Genomic DNA, 21,940 nt, shown 5'->3' on the forward strand with positions numbered 1-21,940 from the left:
CTCGGAAACACCACAGAAAAATATCTCGACGCCAACGCCAGAGTCACCCAAGAAAAAGACCCATTAGGAAGAACCACCAAATACGAATACACTGGCCGTGGCTACATCTCGAAAATCACTTACCCCAATAGTTCAACAGAAGCAAGAACCTATGACACCAAAGGAAACCTCCTCACCAAAACATTGGATTCCACAGGGCTCAACATTAAAACCACTTACACCTACGACTCAAAATGGAACAAAGTCAAAACAGTCACAGACCCCTTAGGACGCGTCACTACCTACGAATATGACACAACAAATGGCGATCTCAAGAAAATCACATTACCCGCGATAGCTCCAGCCACAGTAGGCAGCATCTGGCAAATGACCTACACCTCGCAGGGGTTACTTGCAACCATCACAGACCCCCAAAACCATCTCACCACTTACACCTACGACAGCCTAGGAAACCTGGCCACCAAAACGAATGCGCTTGGCTACACAACGACATACACAAGGGATAGCTCAGGCAACGTCACAGACATCGCGGATCCACTCGGAAATAGCACGATCTATGGCTACGACATGATGAATAGGCTCACGAACAAACACTCTCTCTGATCCCAATAAACATGTAACCACCTACGCCTATGACTCGATCGGAAGATTACTCTCTGAGACAGACCCACTGAGCCACATCACAAGCTACGTGTATGACAAAGTAAGCAACGTCACACAAAAAACAACCCCTAACGCAAAAACACTCAGCTATGTTTATGATGCTCTCAATCGCCTAACTACCAAAACAACACCAGAACAAGTTTACACCTTTGGATATGACACGCTTTCACGCTTAACAAGCGCATCGAACACAGCAAGTTCCTTAAGCTTCGTCTACGATGCCATCGGCCAGCTCCTCGAAGCTGACACAGCTGAAGTCATTGCGAGCGGCTCGTTGCAATCTCAGCTGGTCTATGGATATGATGCTGCCGGTCGCAAGGCCTCGCTCACAGATTCAACAGGATCTACAAGTTACGCCTTCGACAAAGCCAATCGCCTCACGCAACTCGCGTACACCCCTCTTACGATAAGAGGGGACGGGGGAGTTACATTCAATTTTGCGTATGACCTTGGTGGGAGAAGAACTGGAATGACAGGACCCAGTGGCATCACCAAAACTTATTCCTATGACAACGCCAACCGCCTGCTAGAGCTCATCAACAAAATCAACGACACAGAAGTTGCACCGTTCCAATATCTGTATGATAAAGCTGGCAACCGCAACAAAATCGCAGATAAATATGGAGACCATGTCCCGAGTTATGACTCGCTCTATCGCCTATTAAATCTCACGAACGCTTTTACGACAGGAGGAGCGGAAACCTTCAGCTACGATTTAACAGGTAATCGAACCAGCGATCAAACCCAGAGCTATACCCCAAATGAATTAAATCAAATCACCTCAGGAACAAATGGATTATCTCTGAGTTATGACAACAACGGCAACGTCACCAGTAAAACCGAAAATGGCATTACATGGACGTATACCTGGAACAGTGAAAACCAACTCACAAAAGTTACGAATACCGATTCCCAATCACCGATCACCGTGAGTTATGAATATGATGCATTGGGACGTAGGATTTTAAAAACACTCACGACTCACGACTCCCAACTCACGACTGCTTGGATTTATGATGGCAATGATATTCTCCTGGAATATCAAAACGGAATATTGACCAATCGCTACACACATAGCTCTTCAGTAGATGAACCGTTGGCGAAAACTGATTTAACTCAGTCAAAGAATTATTTTTATCATGTCGATGCTCTCGGCTCAATCACCGCCATTACGGATTCCACGGGCTCTATCATCGAATCTTACAGATACAGCTCCTACGGTGTTCCAACTATTTTTGATAAAGATGGTTTAGAAATTGGCACATCGAGTATTGGCAACTTCTATCTCCACACAGGATCTCAATACGACTCTGAAACAAAAACCTATCATCACTTTTACAGGGAAAGAGATGCAGGCTTTGGAGTCTGGCTAAGTCCTGACCCGATTGGATTCAGTGGAGGAATTAACCTGTACTCGTATGTTGGAAATAATCCGATTAATGCAACGGATCCGTGGGGGTTGCTCAAGGAAGAGGGGGGATTTGGATATTCCGCAGAAGACTTCCAAAAAGGTGTAGACGCAATTACTGAAGGTATTACAACAAAAGATCCAACAGTGTCCGCTGATGGAGCTAAGAACAAAGCAAGTGAAATTATGAAAGAGATGGGAATAGGAGAAGCACTAAAGTTAAAGAGCTTGCTAAAGAAGGGCGATTGGAAACAAGTCGAGGAACTTTTAAAAGGGATAGATGAGCGTGTTAAAAAGAAGAAAAAGATGTGTAAAATCTAAAAAAGTAATTAAAATCAAATTGGTTTCCATTCTGTACGCTTGGGGATCGTTATGCGTTTTATTCTTAATGTCAGGATGTATGGTTACTTCTGAATTTCCATTGGAAGAATATGACCCAAAGAAATTTAATGATGGCATTCTGGGGGTTTGGATTAACAAGGATGAAACGACTACCTTGATTATCCATGGAAAAAATTTTGGCAGATACGAAGTGGTTTGTGTGTTAAACGAGGATGGAAAAGTGGATGTTTTGAGGTATAAGTTTTACTTGTCACAGTTGGATGGAAAGAACTATGCAAATTTGAAACAGGTATTAGAGAATGATCAGGCCAGCACAACATTTGAACTAGTTAGATATGAGTTTCAAGATAAGAATGAGCTGAAGATTATCATGCCAGATACAGCCGTTTTTAAGAAAGCTGTTCAAACGGGAGGAATCAAAGGAGATTATAAGGTGTTTGTGAATATTAGGGATGATATCGCACACTTGTCAGCTTTCGTAAGAAATCATCAAAACTCTTTCCCGTCAGAAGGGGGTATGATTTTTTATAAAGCGATTTCAGTTGAGCCAAAGGAATAATCTGTGAGAACCTGGGATTCAGAGGCCTATATCGGTATGTCGGCAATAATCCGATTAATTACATTGATCCTTATGGCTTAAGAGGTGAAGTTAAAATTAAAGAACTGTTGAACAAAACTTTAGGTGACAAATTGAGTGAATCAGAAAGACAAAAAATCGCTGAATTTACAGGCAAACAGATAGGGTTAGGACTTATGTTTCGGTTGGGGACTGGGAGTGAAGATGCTAAGAAAGAGTTAGAGGTACTCGTAAGGAAAGCCTTAGAAAAAGCTGATAAAGAGACACAAGATCTTTTTAAAAAATTGGAAGAATTAAAAAATGAAGAGGACAAGAAAAAGTCATGTCCAACGTGAAGAAAATATCTTTAAAATTTCTTTTGAGTTTACCGCTTACAGCCGGAATTGTATTTTGGTCGACAGGTTATTGGTCGGAAGATTATTTTGATGGGGTTCCTCTTTTTTTGATATGTCACATTTTGCATTTCGAAATATTTCCCTTTCTTGTTGGACTTTATTTCTATGTCACTTTGTATGTATTTTTATTTTTCTGGGCTGGAAAGTTTGGAAAGATGAAATATATCTTCTGGGGCGTATTGATTGTAGGGTATGTTACACTGAATATAATCGCTGGTCGATTTGTTTCTTTTGACATTCGGGTGTTAGAAGCGATTATCCCTGGCTAAATTGCTTTTAAAGAGATGAAGAGATGGGGAGACATGAGACAGGGACGTTGGTAGACAATTAGGTTGTTTTGTAGATAAGGGACGAAATAGGGGACGAGAATCTAAATGGGCTTAGCGCTAAAACAAGAAAATGAACTTCCCTTTTTAAGCTTGGTCGAAGAGCCAATGCTCAAGGTTTTGCCTGGAGGAAAAGCTGAGGCAAAACCTTTGGCGGAAATTATTCCATTTGATTCTTCTAACCTTGAGCGAGATTGTACGTATGACAAAGTAAGCAATGTCACACAAAAAACAACCCCTAACGCAAAAACACTCAGCTATGGGTATGATGCTCTTAACCGCCTCATCACCAAAACAACATCAGAGCAAACGTATGCATACACATACGACACCCTATCTCAACTCACAAACGCAACAAACGCCGCAAGTGCTCTCACCTTTGGCTATGATTCAATAGGAGAACTCACCAGTACCAAAACAGCAGCTCCTCAACCTGCGGGAACCTTAAGCTATAGTTATGACAGTGCCATGAGAAAAACCACCTTCACCGTAGGATCCTGGAAAGCCACCTACGGCTACGACAAAGCCAATCGCCTCACATCCATCGCTAACACCTCAGGAACCACATTCACCTTTGGCTATGACCTAGGAGGAAGAAGAACCAACCTCAAAAAAACCACAGGCTCAACCCTAGAAAGAACCTACAACTACGACAATGCTAATCGCCTCATCGAACTCATCAGCAAATCTAACGGAACAGAAATCACACACCTACAATACCAATACGACAAAACCGGAAACAAAACTGACATCACAGACAAATACGGCGAACACATCCCAAGCTATGACGCACTCTACCGCCTCATCAACCTCACCAACGCCCTTACAACAGGAGGACAAGAAACATTCAACTACGATTTAACAGGTAACAGAACCAGCGACCAAACCCAAACCTACTCAACCAACGAACTCAACCAAATCACCCATGGAACCAACAATCTCTCACTCACCTACGACAACAACGGAAACACCGTCACAAAAACAGAAAACGGCATCACCTGGACCTACACTTGGAACAGTGAAAACCAACTCACAAAAATAACAAACAACGCCCAAACCCCCATTACCGTCACATACGAATATGATGCCTTAGGAAGAAGAATCACCCAAACCACCACCCAGAACTCCGCCACAACCAAAAACCAATGGATCTATGATGGAGAAGACTTATACCTTGAATATGAAAATGGAATATCGAAGGCTTATTACATCCATGGGCCCAACACAGACGAACCCCTTGCTAAATCGATGGGAGGGACCCTTTACAGTTACCATCCCGATGGATTAGGGAGCATTGCAGCTATCACCTCAGGAGGGCTAGTAGAAAGCTATCGCTACACCTCTTTCGGAAAGCCCACGATCTACGACAAAAACGGGGCCACACTCACTTCATCCACCATTAAGAACCCTTATCTCTTCACAGGGAGAGAATACAACAGTGAAACAAAACTGACCTATCGTCGAAATCGTTATGATGACCCATCCATTGGGATCTTCTTAAGTCCTGATCCATCGGGCTTTGATGATGGGCCCAACAAATATATTCTGACCGGTGACAATCCAATCAATTGGACGGATCCACTGGGACTATATCCACTTAACACTACCGCGTCTGATCTATAGATGGGGACGTTGTTAGGAAATTAGGTTGTTTTGTAGATAAGTGTAGATAAGGGACTAAATAGGGGACGAAAATCTAAATGGGTTTCGCATTAAAACAAGAAAATGAACTTTCATTAGAATTTAATGGTCAAAAACTTGTTTATCCAAAATAGGATCCACTTTGAAAAGGGGTTAGGTCTTTTGGTGACACAACTTTGTTAAAAATCATGCGGTGCATAGGAATTCATTTAAAATAGGAAAATTTATGCTATCAGCCTTTGTTAATGTTTTTAAAATTGGAGACTTAAGAAAGAAGCTTCTCCTTACTCTGGGGCTTATCGCTGTTTACCGGATTGGAACTTATATTCCAACACCAGGTGTGGATGGGTATGCCTTAAGCCAATTTTTAGAGCAGGCGGCTAAAACCCAAGGGGGCATGGGAACCGTTTTTGGTTTGATGAATATGTTTAGCGGCGGTGCCATGCATAAATTAACGATTTTTGCATTGGGCATCATGCCTTATATCAGTGCCTCTATTATTTTGCAGCTTTTGACTACGGTTATTCCTCAGCTTGAACGGATGGCCAAAGAAGGAGAAATGGGTCGAAAGAAGTTAACTCAGTATACGCGCTATGGGACGGTTCTCTTAAGTATTGTGCAGTCTTTTTTTATTGCTCTATGGCTTGAGCATCCAAGATTGTTTGGAAATACGGTTGTTGTTCCAGAGCCAGGATGGGGTTTTCGGATTTTATGTATTTTAACTTTAACTTCAGGAACGGCTTTTATTATGTGGTTGGGTGAGCAAATTACGGAAAGAGGGATTGGCAATGGAATGAGTTTGATCATTGCGGCAGGAATTGTTTCAAGAATTCCGACAGCCATTCACCAAACTTATATTTTGCTCAGTCCGAGTAATCCAGATACCGCAACCCTCGGTCCCCTTCAGGCTATTTTTATGTTAATGGTCCTCATTGCCGTCATTGCATCGGTCATTCTTGTCACTCAAGGACAGAGAAAAATTCCTGTCCAATATGCGAAGCGCGTTGTAGGCCGGCGGGTTTTTTCAGGTCAATCAACCTATATTCCTTTGCGCGTGAATCAAGCAGGGGTCATTCCGATTATTTTTGCTGTTTCCATTTTGATGTTTCCCCAGACCTTTGCTGCTTTAGTGCAAAGCGGCGCCATGCAACGTCTTGCTTCTCACTTAACGGAAGGAAGGCTTCTCTATAATATATTCTATGCGCTCTTAATCATTTTCTTTACTTATTTTTATACAGCGATTACGTTTAATCCTCTTGATATTTCTGAAAATATGAAAAAGTCAGGCGCTTTTGTTCCTGGCATTCGTCCGGGGCAGGCGACCACTGATTTTTTAGGGCAGGTGATGAATCGCATTACTTTCTCTGGGGCTGTTTTTCTTGCCATTATTGCAATTATGCCGGACATCATTTATCGTGTGATGGATATCCCCTATCTGGTTGCAAGTTTTTTTGGAGGAACAGCTCTTTTAATTGTTGTGGGCGTGATGCTAGATTCAATGAGACAGCTTGAGTCGCAACTTCTCATGAGACATTATGATGGATTCATGAAGAAGGGGCGAATTAAGGGAAGGTATTAAAACATTGCGGATTTCGGATTGCGGATTTCGGAGTGAAAAGCGAACGTAAAAAGGATGCTGGATTTTTGATGGTGGGTTATGTTTTTAAATAGATAATTCCTAAATAGATAATTCCTTAAATCCGCAATCCGCATTCCGCAATCCGCAATCCGAAATAAGTAGATAAAGTTATGGAAGGAAAATCAGTTTGGATATCAAAAATAAGGAGAATTTGAAGAAAAGAATTGTACTTCTCGGTCCTCCAGGAGCGGGAAAAGGAACGCAGGCAAGAGATTTGGTTAAGGCTTTGAATGTTCCCCATATTTCGACGGGGGATATTTTACGCGAGGCTTTGGGTCGAGGAACCCCGATTGGGCTTCAGGCAAAGTCTTATATGAATCAAGGTGAGCTTGTTCCAGATGAGGTGATGGCCAAAATTATTTTAGAAAGATTGGAAGAGAAAGATGCTGGGAAGGGTTTTATCTTAGATGGTTATCCCAGGACGGTTCCTCAAGCTATTCTTTTGGAAAAGGGATTAAAAATAATTTCGATTGATATCGATACGGTCATTGAAGTGACGGCGAATGAGGATTTGATCGTTTCAAGATTGGCTTTTCGCCGGGTATGTAAGAAATGTGGAGCGACGTATCATCTTAAAAATATTCCTTCAAAAGTCCTGGGTGTTTGTGATTTGTGTGGAGGAGAGCTGGTTCAAAGAAAAGATGATGAAGAAAAAACAGTGCGTCGTCGCTTAGAAGTTTATCGGGAACAATCCAAGCCCTTGGTCGATTATTATAGGGGAAAAGGGATGCTTAAGACCGTCGATGGGGGGTTAGAGCGGGAGAAGACTTACGCTGAACTTTTAGAAAGCGTCGGCTTATCTTCTTCGGCACGAGTGAAATGATATTGATTAAATCTCTTCGAGAGATTGAAATAATGCGAGTCGCTGGTAGAAAAACAGCACGAGTGATGGCCGCTCTGGCTCCGTTGATGAGATCAGGTATTACGCCCCTTGAGATTGATCTTAAAGCGGCTCAGGTGATTTCTGAAGAAGGCGCAAAGCCTGCTTTTAAAGGCTATATGGGTTACCCGGCCCATATTTGTGTTTCAGTGAATGAGGCGGTTGTGCATGGGATTCCTGGGCACCGTCCCTTGAGGGAAGAGGATATTGTAGGAATTGATTTAGGTGTGGTTTGGGACGGTTTTTATGGAGATATGGCCAGAACATTTGTCATTGGCCACGTCGATTCATCCGTCGAGAAACTCCTTTCTGTCACAGAAGAAGCGATGTGGAAAGGAATTGAGAAATGTGTTTTTGGAAATAGGGTAGGGGATATTTCATCGGCCGTTGAACAATGGGTGGTTCAGCACAATTTTTCAGTTGTAAGAGATTTGGTGGGGCATGGGATTGGAACAAAGCTTCACGAGGATCCTGCAGTTCCCAATTTTGGACGTCCCAATACAGGTCCTAAACTTGAAGTAGGGATGGTGTTAGCCATTGAGCCCATGGTCAATCAGGGGACTTCAGATGTAAGAACTTTAACTGATGGCTGGACAGTTGTCACGAAAGATGGTAAGCTCTCTGCTCATTTTGAGAATACCGTTGCTGTTACCGAAAAAGGTCCAGAGGTATTGACCAAGTTATAAAATGAAAATAGTCACCCGCTGACGGGTTACCAGTAGCCGGTTTCCGGTAACGGGTAACGCGTAACGGGTAACCGGAGACTGGGGATATGGCTGATTCGTCAGGACAAACGGGAGCAGGACAAGCAGGCCCAGGTCAAGGAAGGGAAGACGCAATTCGGGTAGAGGGTACAGTGGTGGAACTTTTGCCTAATACCATGTTTCGTGTCGAATTGGTGAATGGCCATCGGATCTTGGCCCATATTTCTGGAAAAATGAGAATGAATTTTATTAAAATTCTTCCAGGAGATAAGGTGACTTTAGAGATATCGCCTTATGATTTGAGCAAGGGAAGAATTGTTTATCGAGAGAAGTAGTAACAAAGGGAGATAAAAAAAGTGCCAAGAATTTTAGGAGTTGATATACCTAAGGATAAGAGAGTTGAAATTGCTTTGACCTATCTTTTTGGGGTGGGAAAGTCACTGTCCAATGAGATTTTAAAAAAGACTCAAATCAGTCCGGATGTCCGAGCCAAAGATTTAACAGAAGATGAAGTTGCAAAGATCAGCGGGGTGATTCAGAAAGAGTATAAGGTGGAGGGAGATTTGAGGCGGGAAATTTCTCAAAATATTAAAAGGTTGATCGGTGTTGGATGCTATCGAGGGGTTCGACATAAAAAGGGATTACCCGTTCGAGGTCAAAGAACACATACGAATGCTCGAACAAGAAAAGGTCCTCGTAAGACCGTGGGTGTTAAGCGAACCAAGAGTCAATCAGCACCTGCGGCAAAGGAGTAAGGAGATTTGGAATGGAAAAGGAAGTAGAAAAGAAAATAGAAAAGAAAGCAGTTGTTAAAAAAAAGAAGGTTACGCGTTCGATTCCTGTAGGTAGGGTTCATGTTAAATCTACATTTAACAATACTTTTGTGTCGATTTCAGATCTTCAGGGAAATGTGGTTTCATGGTCGAGTGCTGGGGTATTAGGTTTTAAAGGCGCTAAGAAAAGCACTGCCTATGCCGCTCAAGTGGTTGCTCAAGATTGTGCAAAAAAGGCCTCCAGTTATGGAATTCGAGAAGTTGAGGTTTATATTAAGGGGCCTGGGGCTGGAAGAGAATCAGCGGTTCGAGCCTTGCAGGCTTCTGGTTTGGTCATTACGATGATTCGGGACATGACTCCTGTTCCACATAATGGATGTCGTCCCCCGAAAAGAAGAAGGGTATAAATACAGTTCAAAGTTAAAAGTTTAAAGACTCAAAAGTTAAACAAAGTTAAAGATCAAAGAAGGGTGAATTATGGCGAGATATTTAGGTCCTGTATGCCGTTTATGTCGGCGGGAAGGGATGAAACTTTTTTTAAAGGGGACGAAGTGCGACACTGCAAAGTGTACTTTTGAAAAGCGTTCTTCGCTCCCAGGTCAGCATGGTCAGCTTCGGACGAAACTTTCCGATTACGGCGTTCAGCTTCGTGAAAAGCAGAAATTAAAGAGAATGTGGAGTATGTTGGAACGGCAGTTCAATAATTATTTTAAAAGAGCTGCTCGAAAAAAAGGGGTGACGGGAGAGACTCTGCTTCAGACATTAGAATTGCGTTTGGATAATGTGGCTTATCGACTCGGTTTTTCAACGTCCCGATGGGGTTCCAGACAGCTTATTCTGCATGGTCATATCCGAGTCAATGATCATAAAGTGGATCGCCCTTCTTATGGTTTGAAAGTAGGAGATAAAATAGAGATTGCAAATCGCCCGAGAATTTTGGAGCATGTGAAACTTTCTTTAGAAAAAACGGCTTCTCGCCCGATGATGCCGTGGCTTCTTTTGGACCGAGCCGCGGTTCGGGGACAAATCACAAAGATTCCTTCGAGAGATGAAATCACGGTTCCAGTTAATGAGAGGCTTATTGTTGAGCTTTACTCGAAATAGGAGGCTAAACCCATGGTTAAGTTAGGACGTTTTGAATTACCCAAGAGATTATTGAGAGATGATCAAACAGCAACACCCACCTATGCGAAGTTCTATGCAGAGCCCTTTGAAAAGGGTTTTGGATATACGGTTGGAAATTCGCTTCGGCGGGTTCTTTTGTCTTCGATTGAAGGAGTAGCCGTTCGAAGTATTAAGATTGATGGAGTGCTTCACGAATTCAGTACGATTCCAGGGGTTCAAGAGGATGTTCCAGAAATTATTTTGAATGTGAAAAATATCCTTTTTAAATCTCATACGCGGGAACCCAAGAAGGTGGAAATCAATGTTGATAAGGAAGGTTCTGTTAAGGCCTCTGATATTAAACTGGATCATACGCTAGAGATTGTCAATCCAGATTTTCATATTGCTGCTTTGACAAAAAAGGTAAAGTTTAGAATGGAGATGGAGCTTGGTGTTGGAAGAGGGTATTGGCCTTCGGAACGGAATAAGGAGGGTGAACAGATTATTGGCCTGATTCCAATTGATTCTATATTCACACCTGTTAGAAAAGTAAAATATTTTGTTGAGGATACTCGCGTGGGCCAAATGACAGATTTCGACCGTTTGGTCATGGAAATTTGGACAGATGGCAGGATTAGTCCGGAAGATGCACTTCGACAAAGCTCAGCGATTCTCCGACATCATTTAGACGCTTTTGTTAATTATGATGAGAGTTATGTTCAGTTTGAAGAAGAGCCCAGTCAAGAGGATAAGGATCGTGCTCAAATGGATAAAGTTTTATCCATGAGTATTGATGAAGTGGAGCTTTCGGTTCGAGCTTCTAACTGCATTCAGAAAGCGAATATTAAGACCATCGGCGATTTGGTTCAAAAATCAGAACCAGAGATGTTAAAGTATAAAAATTTTGGGAAAAAGTCCCTCAATGAAATTAAGAAAATACTGACCGATATGGGCCTTTCCTTGGGAATGGATATCAGCCAGTTAGAAGGAAAGGGACTTATTCAGCCTCAAAAGGAGGAGAAGATTGCTCTATGAGGCATCGAAAGCTTTCAACTAAATTAAGTCGTCCAACAGCTCATCGTCAAGCGATGTTGTCCAATATGGTGAAGAGTTTGTTTCAGTACAGTCGAATTCAAACTACTCTTCCAAAAGCAAGGGTGGCATCCTCTCTTGCGGATAAGATGATTACGTTGGCGAAGAAAAAGGATTTGAGTGCCGAACGTAGAGCCGCTCAGTTTTTAGTAGATCGTTCTGTGATCAAAAGATTGTTTAGAGAGATTGGGCCTCGATTTGAAGGACGAAACGGTGGATATACCCGGGTGATTCGCTTGGGACGTCGACCGGGGGACCGTGCCTCTATGGCTATTTTGGAATTGACGGATTATGTTCCTCCTGTTTCTTCTTCAATGACAGGTGAAGAAGCCAAGGGAAAAAATAAGCTAGAGGAGGCGAAGGCCTGATGCGGAAACGAGGAAGAGAAGAACTTGAACACCTTCTCGAAAAAGTATTGGTCCTTGATTCTCGGTATAAATTAGAGGCCTATGCCTTTATTTTGGAATCCCTCGATTTTTCTGTCCGAAAATTAAAAGAACCGAGGCATTTGACGGCCTTAGAGCTTCTGGATGGAATTCGTAAATTCGCCATTAAATCCTTTGGTCCTATGTCTAAAACCGTTTTAGAGGATTGGGGTTTAAAGACGTGTGAAGATTTTGGAGAAATTGTTTTTCATCTCGTCCGCTGTGGTATCATCTCAAAAACTCAAGAGGACACAGAAGAAGATTTTAAAAAAGGCTATGATTTTGAAGAGGCTTTTGAAAAGCCTTTCTTGGTATAGTTCCTTTCCCTCCATTTCTAAAATTTTTCTTGCTTTATCTTTCCTTAGTCTTGACTCAAGTCTCTTTATTATTTATGCTGTCATCATCTATTTATAAGGAGGTTGAACTGTGGAAGAACATGAACAGAGTGAAGCATTATTTTTTGGATTGATCAGTATGCTCTCCCAAGGGGCGATGCAGCATTTAGGGAAAATGGCCGATCCTTTGACGCAAAAGATCGAGAAAAATCTTGAAGCGGCTAAAGCGACGATTGATCTTTTAAGGGTTCTAAAAGATAAGACGAAAGGGAATTTGACCCCAGAAGAAACAAGAGCCCTCAATTCTATTCTCACCAACCTTCAACTTAATTATGTTGAGGAAGTTGAGTCTTCGAAAAAGGAAGCCTAATCATGGAATGGGAAATTCAAGGTCTTTCTCAGAATTGTTCGGGGTGTCAATCGAGCTTTCAAGATCAGAATCCTTTTTATTGTTTTTTACTCTTTCCACAGGGGAGTATTCCTCAAAGAAAAGATTTCTGCAAGAATTGTGTCGATCAAGCTAAAGCGGACTATGTTGCTTCTTCGACGATCTATTCTTACTGGGAAGGCCATGTTCATATTCTTCCTCTGGCTCCAAAGCCTAAGCCTTTGCCTTATGAGCGTTTCGAAACGCTTTTGCGTAAATACATTGTTTCAAAGGAACCTCATGATCAGAAATTTGCTTATATTTTGGCCCTTCTTTTGGAGAGAAAGAAAATTTTGATTCATCGAGAGAGTGTTCGTAAAGAGGAGGCTAAAAATCGTTTTCTGATTTATGAACATGCTGAAACCGAAGAATCATTTATTCTGGAAGATCCCACGCTCACTTTGAGTCAGGTAGAGGAAGTTCAGAATGAATTGAAGGAAGTGATGGATGAGGCGCTTCTTAATGGTCACCAGTCGCCTGTCACCAGTCTCCAGTAGCCGGTCCCCGGTGACAGGGGACAAGGGGAAGGGGACCCGTAAGAAAATATGCAGAATAAAAGAGAAATGGCTCGCTCCGCTTCTCGAGTGGGACTGTGGACACTTGCCAGCCGTGTCATGGGGCTGGCCCGAGATAGCGTTGTAGCAAAAATATTTGGAGTCGGTTTTGCAACTGATGCTTTCATGGTGGCTTTCACCATTCCCAATTTGTTGAGGCGGCTTTTGGCTGAAGGCGCCCTGTCGATTGCCTTTGTTCCTTCCTTTACGGAAATTTTTTCAAAGCGTTCACGCGAGGAATTTCATGAAACCTTTCGGGTCGTCTTTACTGCCTTTTCAGTTTTATTGGTAGGCGTGAGTCTATTAGGAATATTGATGGCTCCCTGGGTTGTTAAACTTTTTGCGCCTGGATTTGATCTTGAGAAGTATCAGTTGACCACCCAGCTCACTCGGATCATGTTTTCATTTATCTTTTTTATGGGTTCTTCGGCTGTGGTCATGGGCGTTTTGAATACCGTAAAATCCTTTTCTATTCCTGCGGCAGCACCCGTTCTTCTCAATCTTTCAATCATTCTTTGTGCGTGTTTTCTTTCGCAATTTATCCACCCTCCTATTCTATCCTTGGCCATAGGCGTTCTTTTGGGCGGATTTACTCAATGGGGGTTGCAGATTTGGAAGGTTCATCAACTGGGATTTAATATTGGGTTTAAGTGGGATTGGCATCATCCGGTTTTACGCAAGATTTTTTGGTTAATGAGTCCCACTATTTTTGGCGTGGCGGTTTATCATTTAAATGTAATGATCTCTCGAGCGTTGGCCTCTCTTCTTCCCCAGGGGAGTGTGACTTATCTCTATTATTCGGATCGTTTTTTAGAATTTCCACTGGGCATTTTTGCTGTTTCAGTTGCGACCGTTGCGCTTCCTCAGTTGTCTCAGGATGCTGCCGATGGACGCTTTGACCATCTCAAAAAAAATTTGCTTTTTGCCCTTCGATTGGCCGCTTTCGACTGCATTCCCTCGATGATAGGGCTTATGATTTTAAGGGTCCCTCTTCTTTCTTTGGTTTTTCAGCACGGAAAATTTACCTTTGGAAACACGCTTGAGTTGGCTCATGTTTTTTTGATGGCGTCTCTAGGACTTTGTGCGATTGCTTCCTTACGGATTATTGTTCAGGCCTTTTATTCCATGGGGGATATTAAAATTCCTGTAAAGACAGCTTGCGTGGGGCTGGTTGTGAATTCAGGTTTAGGATTTTTTTTAATGAAGAAGATGGGGCCTTCTGGATTAACGCTGGCCAGTTCGGTTTCGGTATGGTTTCAGTGTTTTTTGCTCCTTTTCTTTTTAAAAAAACGAGTGGGGGCATTTTCACTTTCAGAATTCTTTCGTGAAATTTCTTCAATTCTTCTTTCAGCAATCGTGATGGGTGTTTTTCTGTGGCCTCTGACTTTATTGAATAACCGAATGCTCGAAATGCCCTTTGGAATCAGGGTGGCTTATGTTTTGGGCAGTGTCGCTCTTGGCCTTGGAGTTTATGTGATGATGGCTTATTTTTTAGGGCTTAAAGAATTAAGGGTTTTAGTGGATAGATTTTTTAAGAAGAAATCGGGGTCTTCTTAATGTGAGGATGACGGGTTGTAATTCATCTTGAACGTCTTTGAGGGTTTCTTCAGCCCATTCTATAGCTTCTTTTTCTCTGATTTCGTCATGGGCCATGTCTTGATAAGCTAAGTATAAGTCTTTGTTCATAACGAGTCTAAGTGAGTAACCGTTCTGCTGAGATGACCCAGACGTTTTCTCCCTCCCTGCTGGCCAGGTTAGATTCTTCAGTTAATTGAATAAAGGGGATATGACCCAGTTCCCTGGCGTGGTTTAGATGATGATTTTCAATCGGTCTTCGGGACTGCTTAACCTCGATCAGAAGCCAAGGGGTACGGTTTTCTGTAATGAGAAAATCTGTTTCCTTACCATCTTGGGTCCGAATGTAAAAAAGGGAAAAAGGTCCATGGCCGCTATCATTCCAAAATGTTGTCAAGGTCTGAAGCTGGACCGCTACAAAATTTTCGAATCGAGCGGCAGGATCTAAAATTCTCGTCCAGTCATAGAAGTAAAATTTTTTCTCCTTTTTTACTGAACGCATGATTTTGCGATGGTAAGGAGATATCGTAAAAAGAATATAGGTGAGTTCAAGGGCTCGGAGATAGTTTTTAAGCGCATTATAGCTTACTTCTAAATCTTGTTTGAGGCTGTTAATGGAAAGAGGACTTCCAATTCGCGAGGGAAGAATTTGAATGAGCGTTGCTACGTTTTCAAGCTCTTGAATATGGGTGAGGTCTCTCAAGTCTTCCCGTATGAGCTGGTCAATATAAGTTTCTTTCCATTTCTGGTGAAAGGTTTTGCTTTGCTGCAGCAGAGGTTCAGGAAATCCACTGAGTTGAAGCAGGGTCTTGAGAGGCTCTCCTTCTTTTGGGTGATAGGACAATTTTTTTTCAATCCAGTCTTTGGCCATGGAGGAGGGTGGGTCTATGTCAATCTTCCCAATCAATTCTCGAAGGGTTACAGGGAATAGATGAAATAAAAAGTAGCGACCGACTAGACTATCTCCCGATTTTCTAAAGAGATCCAGACGAGCGCTTCCTGTCACGATAAATTGGATTTCTTTTTCCTTTTCATCAAAGGCCTCTTTTAAGATATTTTTCCATTTCGGCATTTTGTGAATTTCATCAAAGCAAACCCAACATTTTTGCAGATGAGGGTCAAGGGCATAGCGGGCATCCCAGTAAAAAAGAGGGTTTTGACGGTAGCTGGACCGGACAGTTCGTAAATCCCAATTGAAGTAGCAGCTTGGCGAACCCATCTTTTGAAGTTGCGCACGGGCCAGAGTCGTCTTGCCGCTTTGTCGAGGGCCTGCGATAAAGCGCATTTGGCGACCCCATTGGGGATTAAAAGCAACAGAGGAAAGGGAGCGTTCCATATTGATTATTTTACTATAGTAGGTAAAAAAATCAATAATTTTTTACCTGATAGGGTAAATTACACAAAGAACGAATATGAGACGGAAAGGAAATTTTACAACAATGTTTTGACCGTTGCCCCAATTTGGGCAGGGGTTTCACAGACCGTGACGCCGGCAGCCCTGAGAGCTTCTATTTTAGCGATGGCTGTTCCTGAACCTCCTGAAATAATAGCTCCAGCATGGCCCATTCTTTTCCCGCTAGGAGCCGTCATGCCGCTGACAAATGCAACAACAGGTTTTGTCACGTTCTTTTGGATATATTGAGCGGCCTCTTCTTCCTGATTTCCTCCAATTTCGCCTATAAGGATGATGGCTTTAGTTTGAGGATCTTTCTCAAAAAGTTGAAGGAGTTCGATGTAGCCTGTTCCAATAATGGGGTCTCCACCAATTCCGATGCAGGTGGATTGTCCCAAGCCCAATGAGGTGAGTTGCCAAACCGCTTCATAAGTGAGGGTGCCGCTTCTGGAAATGACACCTACGGAGCCAGGTTTATGGATGTAACCGGGCATGATACCAATTTTACATTCTCCAGGGGTGATGATCCCAGGACAATTAGGGCCGATGAGTCTTGAAGAGCTTCCTTCCAAGTTTTTTTTAACTTTAGCCATGTCGAGAACGGGAATTCCTTCGGTAATGCAGACAACCAGTTCAATTCTAGCCTCATTTGCTTCCAAAATTGCATCGGCTGCAAAGGGAGCGGGGACGTAGATAACAGAGGCATTGGCTTTAGTTTTTTCGACCGCTTCCTGGACGGTATCAAAAATGGGAATATTATCCCCTCGACTTTGCTCGGGACAGGCGAAATGGGTTCCCCCTTTGCCAGGAGTGACTCCACCGACCATTTGAGTTCCATATTGAACCATCTGGCGTGTGTGAAAAGAACCGGCTGAGCCTGTGATGCCCTGGCAGATGACTTTTGTTGATGCATTAATTAAGATACTCATTTTTGATACCCCTAGACTTTGAAAATTCAAAAATCAAACATCAAAAATCAAAATGACAATGTAAAATTCAAAAATGTCTCTCGATGCAATCGCATGAGAAATTTTAATTTGTCATTTTGGATTTTGATGTTAAAAATGTTCGGTTTACGCTTTTCACAATTTCTTGTGCCGCTTCTGCCATGGTTGATGCTGTCGCAATGGCAAGGCCGGAATCGTTTAAAATCTTTTTCCCTAATTCAACATTCGTTCCCTCAAGGCGTACCACCAGGGGAATATTAATTTTAGTTCCCCGAGCAGCTTCAACAATGCCAGTAGCGATCACATCACATTTCATAATACCGCCAAAGATATTGACCAAAATTCCTTTGACTTTAGGATGAGAAAGAAGAATTTTAAAAGCTGTTGTAACCATTTCAGCCGAGGCCCCGCCACCGACATCCAGAAAATTGGCGGGACTTCCTCCATAAAATTTAATAATGTCCATGGTCGCCATGGCCAGGCCGGCTCCATTCACCATGCAGCCGATATTTCCATCGAGGCCGATGTAATTGAGTCCTTGTTCTGTGGCTTTGACTTCAAGGGCATTCTCTTGAGAAGGATCTTGAAGGGCTTTAATCTCGGGATGACGAAAAAGGGCATTATCATCAAAATTGATTTTGGCATCTAAGGCCAAAAGGCCGCCTTCTTTGGTTTTTACAAAGGGATTGATCTCAACCAGTGAACAGTCCTTGTCAAAAAAGAGGTGAGAGAGACCCAAAAATGTTTTCACGGCTTCAAGAAAGGCTTTATCCTTAAATCCTAAAAAGAGAGCCATTTGTCTGGCTTGAAAGGCCTGTAGCCCCTGAAGGGGATGGATCCATATTTTAAGAATTTTTTTGGGATGATGTCGAGCGACTTCTTCAATTTCAATGCCTCCCTCAGTCGAAACGAGAAAAACAGGAACTTCTCTCTCACGATCTAAGGTAAGACCCATATAGTATTCATGATCAATAGAGCAACTTTCCTCCACTAAAACTTTTTTGACGAGAATGCCTTCAGGACCGGTTTGATAGGTAACGAGACGCTTACCCAAAATTTGATGGGCAACGTTTTTGACCTCCTCCGGTGAATGAACAATGCGAACGCCACCCGCTTTCCCTCGTCCTCCCGCATGAATTTGGGCCTTAACCACCCACGATCCGTGTGAGGGGCTTTGAGCGATTTTAAGCGCTTCTTCAGGCGTTTGAGCCGTTTTCCCTTGTACGACGGGAATTTGATAATTATTTAATAAAATTTTTGCCTGATATTCGTGAATTTTCATTTTATTTTTGCGGCTAATTTACCTGAAAAGATTTGAATTTGCAAATGTTGAGTGGCGTCATCATCATGACCCTCCCCAGATGCGACGGAAAACGCCCGCTTTCTTTATTTCATCTTTCGCTTCCACGTTAACATGGGCGAGGATTTCCTGGTCGAGCGTGGCGACGTATTCTCCAATTTTTTGCCCTTGGGCAATAGGGAGAATGAGTGAGGGAGAAACGAGAAGAGAAAATTTAACTTGAGAGGCCTTGTTTTTGGGAACCATGAATAAGAGATTGCCGCAAGCAATTCCTTGATCCACTTTTTGACTGCTATGATGAATCGAAAGATCAAAGACTTTACCTTTGCAAGGAATGAAAATATTCGTATATCTGGAAAATCCATCATCTAAAAGTTGTCGAGTATATTTGAATCTCTCTTTATTGGTAGGAGCACCTAGAACAACTGAGATCAATCGAAGATTCTCTTTTTTTACAGTAGCAACCAGGCAAAACCCCGCGTCATTTGTGAATCCAGTTTTCAGTCCGTCCATTCCAGGATATTTTCCAATCAATTTATTTGTATTGATGAAGCGCCATTTGCCTTCTCGGATGGTGGTTTCTTTGACAGAAGAATATTCTAAGATGTTGGGATGGTCCCGTAATAGGGCTAGAGCCAGACGAGCTAGGTCAGATGCGGTGGTCGTATCTTTGGGTTGATCCTTTGGGACGGGAAGCCCATGGGGGCTTCTAAAAATGGTTTGAGTGAGGCCCAATTGATGGGCCCTTTGATTCATGATCTCTACAAAAGAATTTTGAGACCCCGAAACGATTTCAGCAAGAAGAACAGCTGCATCGTTGGCGCTACCAATCACGGTTGCTTTGACCAAGTCTCGAATCGAAATTTTTTCTCCCCGCCAGAGCTTGGCCCGAGACCCGCCAATGGAACTGATTCGAGGGGAGACGGTATAAATTTGCTCCCAGTTTATTTTTCCTTTTTGGATGGCTTCAAGAACCAAATAAAGGGTCATCAGCTTTGTGAGACTCGCCGGGGCATGAGCTTCATTGGGGTCTTTCTGAACGAGAATGTCATGGGTGTCTGCATTGATCACAAGATAGGAGGAGAGGGAAGAATCAGGTATTCCCCTTTCATTTAAATAGGAGCTGGAAGATTTTTTTGTGTGATGAGCTGAGACATGTTTTTCAGACTTAGGATGTGCATGAGAAACGCGTTTTGCTTGGTAAGTATGCTTCCCAAGAGCAAGTGTTGTAACTGTCAGTAAAATAAAATGAATAATAATTTTTTTCATAATTTTGTAATAGTTTGGCTCCGGGAACAGAGGCAGTTTTTGGCGGGGACGCTCGTCTGAGACCAGCGATCGGGACGAGCTCGGGCTAAGTCGTTCGCTCTAGCTCGACTATTCGTCGAGGTACCATGCTCGCGAACGACTTCAACGCCCCGTCAAAAACCGCCTCTGTTTCCTCGAGGGAGAATAGTCTAAACGGTTACGATTTTGAATATTTTATATAACTTAAAGGAGAGTAGGAGTAGATTCAATCTTTTCTTTTATTTTTTATCCAAAATTATGTTAGAGTTAAGAGTATGAAGAAGTCTTTTGCCATTACTATAGCGCTTCTTTATGGAATGACCTCTACTCTTTGTCAGAGCATGGCAAAATCCACCTGTTGTTCGACTCAAGAGAACTCATCTCATTCATGTCATCAGAGTTCTGATTCGCATTCATCCAAAAGCCATAAACCTGAAAAAGAAATTTGCTGCTGTTATTTTAGTGATATTCCAAAAGTGTTAGAGAATCTTTGGCAAAGTTTGAATGTTCAAGTCTTAGGGTTTTGGAAAATGTTTTCTTCCGTTGAAGTGAAGCATATTATTTTAAGATGGACGAAAGGATTTTTGGGACCATCCCCTCCGCATTCTATAAAATTTTTCCAACGTGTTTTCCCTGCCCTTGCACCTCCTTTCATGAGATAGCTCTTCGCTTTATTCTGCAAGTTTACGTATCTTTAGTGTGTTTAAATTTAATAGAATAGAGCCCATCCGATCGTTAAAAAAACAGTGGAACTACGAATTTTTTTACCTTATTTAGATGAAAGTTTTTTAAGGAGGATGATCATGAAGTATAAGATATTATGGAGTCTTTTTTTGCTCAGCGTGATTCTCTTCACTTTTGCTCTTCAGGCAGAAGAGAGGGTTCATGGAGCAGAAAGAGGTTTTCTAACTCAGGAGGCTCTTCGTGTCAATCCCGAAATTCATGCGTTTCGAAAAAAATGGGAAGTGGCTAAAGCCCAAGCGATTCAAGCAGGTGTGCTTGAGGATCCTATGCTGGGGGTTGAATTTGAAGGGGTTCCCACCGACACAGCGGATTTGGGGCGCACCAGTGATATTGAATGGAGTTTTACCCAGACCATTCCTTTTCCAGGCAAACTTTCTTTAAAGAAAAAAATGGCGCTTGAAGAGGCCCAAAAGGCCTATTTTGAATATTTGGAAAAAGAGAATGAAGTGCTTAGGGAGGTGAAATCAACTTATGCAGATCTTATTTTAATGGGCGAGACTCTGAAAATTCTCCTGGAAAATGCAGATCTTCTGATCCAGTTTGAAAACATTGCCAAAAGTAAATACGAGGTGGGAAAAGTTTCTCAACAGGATTTGTTAAAGGCTCAAGTTGAATTGGCCAAAGTTAAAAATCAGATTTTAATTAAAGAGGAAGAGCGAGAAAGGGCTATTGCCAAAATGAATCAGCTTCTTGCCCGAAAACCGGATCATCCCTTGGGTGAAGTTTCTTCTGACCATCGGTTTTTACAGGATTTTTCGCTGGAAGATTTGATGATGATCGCGTTAGAAAATCGTTCGGAATTGAAGGCGATGGGAGCGGAAATTCATTCGGGGGAGTGGGGGGTTCGGTTGGCCAAACGTCAGTATTGGCCCGACTTTTTTTCGAAGTTCGAAAGTCGTCAATTCCAGGGAACGGGATTGGAAGAGTATGACGTGATGCTGGGGGTGAACCTTCCATGGTTTTGGACCCGTTCTCGATTAGAGGGAGCCGTCAAAGAGGCCAATGCAAATCTTGAAATGGCTCATTATTCTTATGAATCAAAAAAGCTCGAGATTTTTTTCGAAATTAAAGATGCCTTAGTCAAGGTCAATACCTCAAAGAATCTGATTCATCTTTATCAAACGAGTATTCTTCCTAAATCACAAGAAGCGGTGAAGGCGGCTCAGATTGCCTATCAGTCGGACAAGATCGATTTTTTGATGCTTTTGGATGGTCAAAGGGCGTTATTGAATTTTCAGATCGAATACGAAGAGGCCCTGGCGGATTATGATAAGAGTTTGGCTGAATTAGAAAGAAGTGTGGGAAGGGATTTTGAAAATTCAAAATTCAAAAATCAAAATGCAAAATGACAATCCAAAACTCAAAATTTCTCCAAGCAATAGCGTTGAGAACATTTTGGATTTTGATCT

At 42.3% G+C, this 21,940-nt stretch carries 25 protein-coding genes; 21 read left to right on the forward strand and 4 right to left on the reverse strand.

The window, feature by feature from the left end:
* From HYS07_08755 to murJ, 19 genes are all read left to right on the forward strand, one after another.
* Window positions 1–603, forward strand: a 603-nt coding sequence (locus HYS07_08755) for an RHS repeat protein (protein MBI1871266.1), incomplete at its 5' end; no start/stop codon positions are given.
* 88 nt (window positions 604–691) lie between these two features.
* Window positions 692–2,392, forward strand: a complete 1,701-nt coding sequence (locus HYS07_08760; protein MBI1871267.1) for an RHS repeat-associated core domain-containing protein — start codon at window positions 692–694, stop codon at window positions 2,390–2,392.
* On the forward strand, window positions 2,352–2,972 hold the full coding sequence (locus HYS07_08765) for a hypothetical protein (protein ID MBI1871268.1): 621 nt from the start codon (window positions 2,352–2,354) through the stop codon (window positions 2,970–2,972). Before HYS07_08760 ends, HYS07_08765 begins: the two co-directional genes overlap by 41 nt.
* A gap of 107 nt (window positions 2,973–3,079) precedes the next feature.
* Window positions 3,080–3,325, forward strand: a complete 246-nt coding sequence (locus HYS07_08770; protein MBI1871269.1) for a hypothetical protein — start codon at window positions 3,080–3,082, stop codon at window positions 3,323–3,325.
* A complete protein-coding gene (locus HYS07_08775; protein ID MBI1871270.1) occupies window positions 3,313–3,654 on the forward strand; it encodes a hypothetical protein in 342 nt (113 codons plus the stop codon). The genes HYS07_08770 and HYS07_08775 overlap by 13 nt, the downstream gene beginning before the upstream one ends.
* Window positions 3,655–3,759: 105 nt before the next feature.
* Window positions 3,760–5,334, forward strand: coding sequence for a hypothetical protein (locus HYS07_08780; GenBank protein MBI1871271.1), 1,575 nt, complete (start codon window positions 3,760–3,762; stop codon window positions 5,332–5,334).
* 244 nt (window positions 5,335–5,578) lie between these two features.
* Window positions 5,579–6,931: a preprotein translocase subunit SecY gene (gene secY, locus HYS07_08785; GenBank protein ID MBI1871272.1), complete on the forward strand. Its 1,353-nt coding sequence runs from the start codon at window positions 5,579–5,581 to the stop codon at window positions 6,929–6,931.
* Between the two features lie 211 nt (window positions 6,932–7,142).
* Window positions 7,143–7,814 carry an adenylate kinase gene (locus HYS07_08790; protein MBI1871273.1) on the forward strand — a complete coding sequence of 224 codons (672 nt, stop codon included), beginning with the start codon at window positions 7,143–7,145 and terminating at the stop codon, window positions 7,812–7,814.
* Window positions 7,811–8,557, forward strand: a complete 747-nt coding sequence (map, locus tag HYS07_08795; GenBank protein ID MBI1871274.1) for a type I methionyl aminopeptidase — start codon at window positions 7,811–7,813, stop codon at window positions 8,555–8,557. Before HYS07_08790 ends, map begins: the two co-directional genes overlap by 4 nt.
* An 86-nt stretch (window positions 8,558–8,643) precedes the next feature.
* Window positions 8,644–8,910, forward strand: a complete 267-nt coding sequence (infA, locus tag HYS07_08800) for a translation initiation factor IF-1 (GenBank protein MBI1871275.1) — start codon at window positions 8,644–8,646, stop codon at window positions 8,908–8,910.
* 21 nt (window positions 8,911–8,931) lie between these two features.
* Window positions 8,932–9,330 carry a 30S ribosomal protein S13 gene (gene rpsM, locus HYS07_08805; protein MBI1871276.1) on the forward strand — a complete coding sequence of 133 codons (399 nt, stop codon included), beginning with the start codon at window positions 8,932–8,934 and terminating at the stop codon, window positions 9,328–9,330.
* 11 nt (window positions 9,331–9,341) lie between these two features.
* Window positions 9,342–9,755 carry a 30S ribosomal protein S11 gene (gene rpsK / locus HYS07_08810; protein ID MBI1871277.1) on the forward strand — a complete coding sequence of 138 codons (414 nt, stop codon included), beginning with the start codon at window positions 9,342–9,344 and terminating at the stop codon, window positions 9,753–9,755.
* 70 nt (window positions 9,756–9,825) lie between these two features.
* Complete coding sequence (rpsD, locus tag HYS07_08815; GenBank protein MBI1871278.1) at window positions 9,826–10,452, forward strand: 30S ribosomal protein S4; 627 nt, start codon at window positions 9,826–9,828, stop codon at window positions 10,450–10,452.
* Between the two features lie 12 nt (window positions 10,453–10,464).
* Window positions 10,465–11,487, forward strand: coding sequence for a DNA-directed RNA polymerase subunit alpha (locus HYS07_08820; protein ID MBI1871279.1), 1,023 nt, complete (start codon window positions 10,465–10,467; stop codon window positions 11,485–11,487).
* Entirely contained in the window at window positions 11,484–11,912 is a 429-nt protein-coding gene (rplQ, locus tag HYS07_08825) for a 50S ribosomal protein L17 (protein ID MBI1871280.1), read from the forward strand. The genes HYS07_08820 and rplQ overlap by 4 nt, the downstream gene beginning before the upstream one ends.
* Complete coding sequence (locus tag HYS07_08830; protein ID MBI1871281.1) at window positions 11,912–12,286, forward strand: hypothetical protein; 375 nt, start codon at window positions 11,912–11,914, stop codon at window positions 12,284–12,286. Before rplQ ends, HYS07_08830 begins: the two co-directional genes overlap by 1 nt.
* 109 nt (window positions 12,287–12,395) lie before the next feature.
* Complete coding sequence (locus HYS07_08835; GenBank protein MBI1871282.1) at window positions 12,396–12,674, forward strand: DUF1844 domain-containing protein; 279 nt, start codon at window positions 12,396–12,398, stop codon at window positions 12,672–12,674.
* Between the two features lie 2 nt (window positions 12,675–12,676).
* On the forward strand, window positions 12,677–13,228 hold the full coding sequence (locus tag HYS07_08840) for a hypothetical protein (GenBank protein MBI1871283.1): 552 nt from the start codon (window positions 12,677–12,679) through the stop codon (window positions 13,226–13,228).
* 48 nt (window positions 13,229–13,276) lie between these two features.
* On the forward strand, window positions 13,277–14,842 hold the full coding sequence (gene murJ, locus HYS07_08845) for a murein biosynthesis integral membrane protein MurJ (protein ID MBI1871284.1): 1,566 nt from the start codon (window positions 13,277–13,279) through the stop codon (window positions 14,840–14,842).
* Between the two features lie 136 nt (window positions 14,843–14,978).
* On the opposite strand, the gene HYS07_08850 is transcribed toward murJ, so the two are convergent.
* From HYS07_08850 to HYS07_08865, 4 genes are all read right to left on the reverse strand, one after another.
* Window positions 14,979–16,196 carry an ATP-binding protein gene (locus HYS07_08850; protein ID MBI1871285.1) on the reverse strand — a complete coding sequence of 406 codons (1,218 nt, stop codon included), beginning with the start codon at window positions 16,194–16,196 and terminating at the stop codon, window positions 14,979–14,981.
* A gap of 95 nt (window positions 16,197–16,291) precedes the next feature.
* Window positions 16,292–17,182 (reverse strand): succinate--CoA ligase subunit alpha, encoded by an 891-nt coding sequence (gene sucD, locus HYS07_08855; protein ID MBI1871286.1) that lies wholly within the window; start codon window positions 17,180–17,182, stop codon window positions 16,292–16,294.
* Between the two features lie 103 nt (window positions 17,183–17,285).
* The gene (sucC, locus tag HYS07_08860; protein MBI1871287.1) at window positions 17,286–18,482 is read right to left on the reverse strand and encodes an ADP-forming succinate--CoA ligase subunit beta; all 1,197 of its coding nucleotides are present in this window, start codon (window positions 18,480–18,482) and stop codon (window positions 17,286–17,288) included.
* 63 nt (window positions 18,483–18,545) lie between these two features.
* Window positions 18,546–19,769, reverse strand: coding sequence for a D-alanyl-D-alanine carboxypeptidase (locus HYS07_08865; protein ID MBI1871288.1), 1,224 nt, complete (start codon window positions 19,767–19,769; stop codon window positions 18,546–18,548).
* A gap of 293 nt (window positions 19,770–20,062) precedes the next feature.
* Here HYS07_08865 and HYS07_08870 point away from each other — a divergent pair, with 293 nt between their 5' ends.
* Both HYS07_08870 and HYS07_08875 read left to right on the forward strand, forming a co-directional pair.
* Window positions 20,063–20,449 (forward strand): hypothetical protein, encoded by a 387-nt coding sequence (locus HYS07_08870; GenBank protein ID MBI1871289.1) that lies wholly within the window; start codon window positions 20,063–20,065, stop codon window positions 20,447–20,449.
* Between the two features lie 141 nt (window positions 20,450–20,590).
* Window positions 20,591–21,880 (forward strand): TolC family protein, encoded by a 1,290-nt coding sequence (locus HYS07_08875; GenBank protein ID MBI1871290.1) that lies wholly within the window; start codon window positions 20,591–20,593, stop codon window positions 21,878–21,880.
* Window positions 21,881–21,940 lie beyond the last annotated feature (60 nt).

This window comes from Chlamydiota bacterium, assembly GCA_016178055.1.
GTDB lineage: Bacteria > Auribacterota > JACPWU01 > JACPWU01 > JACPWU01 > JACOUC01.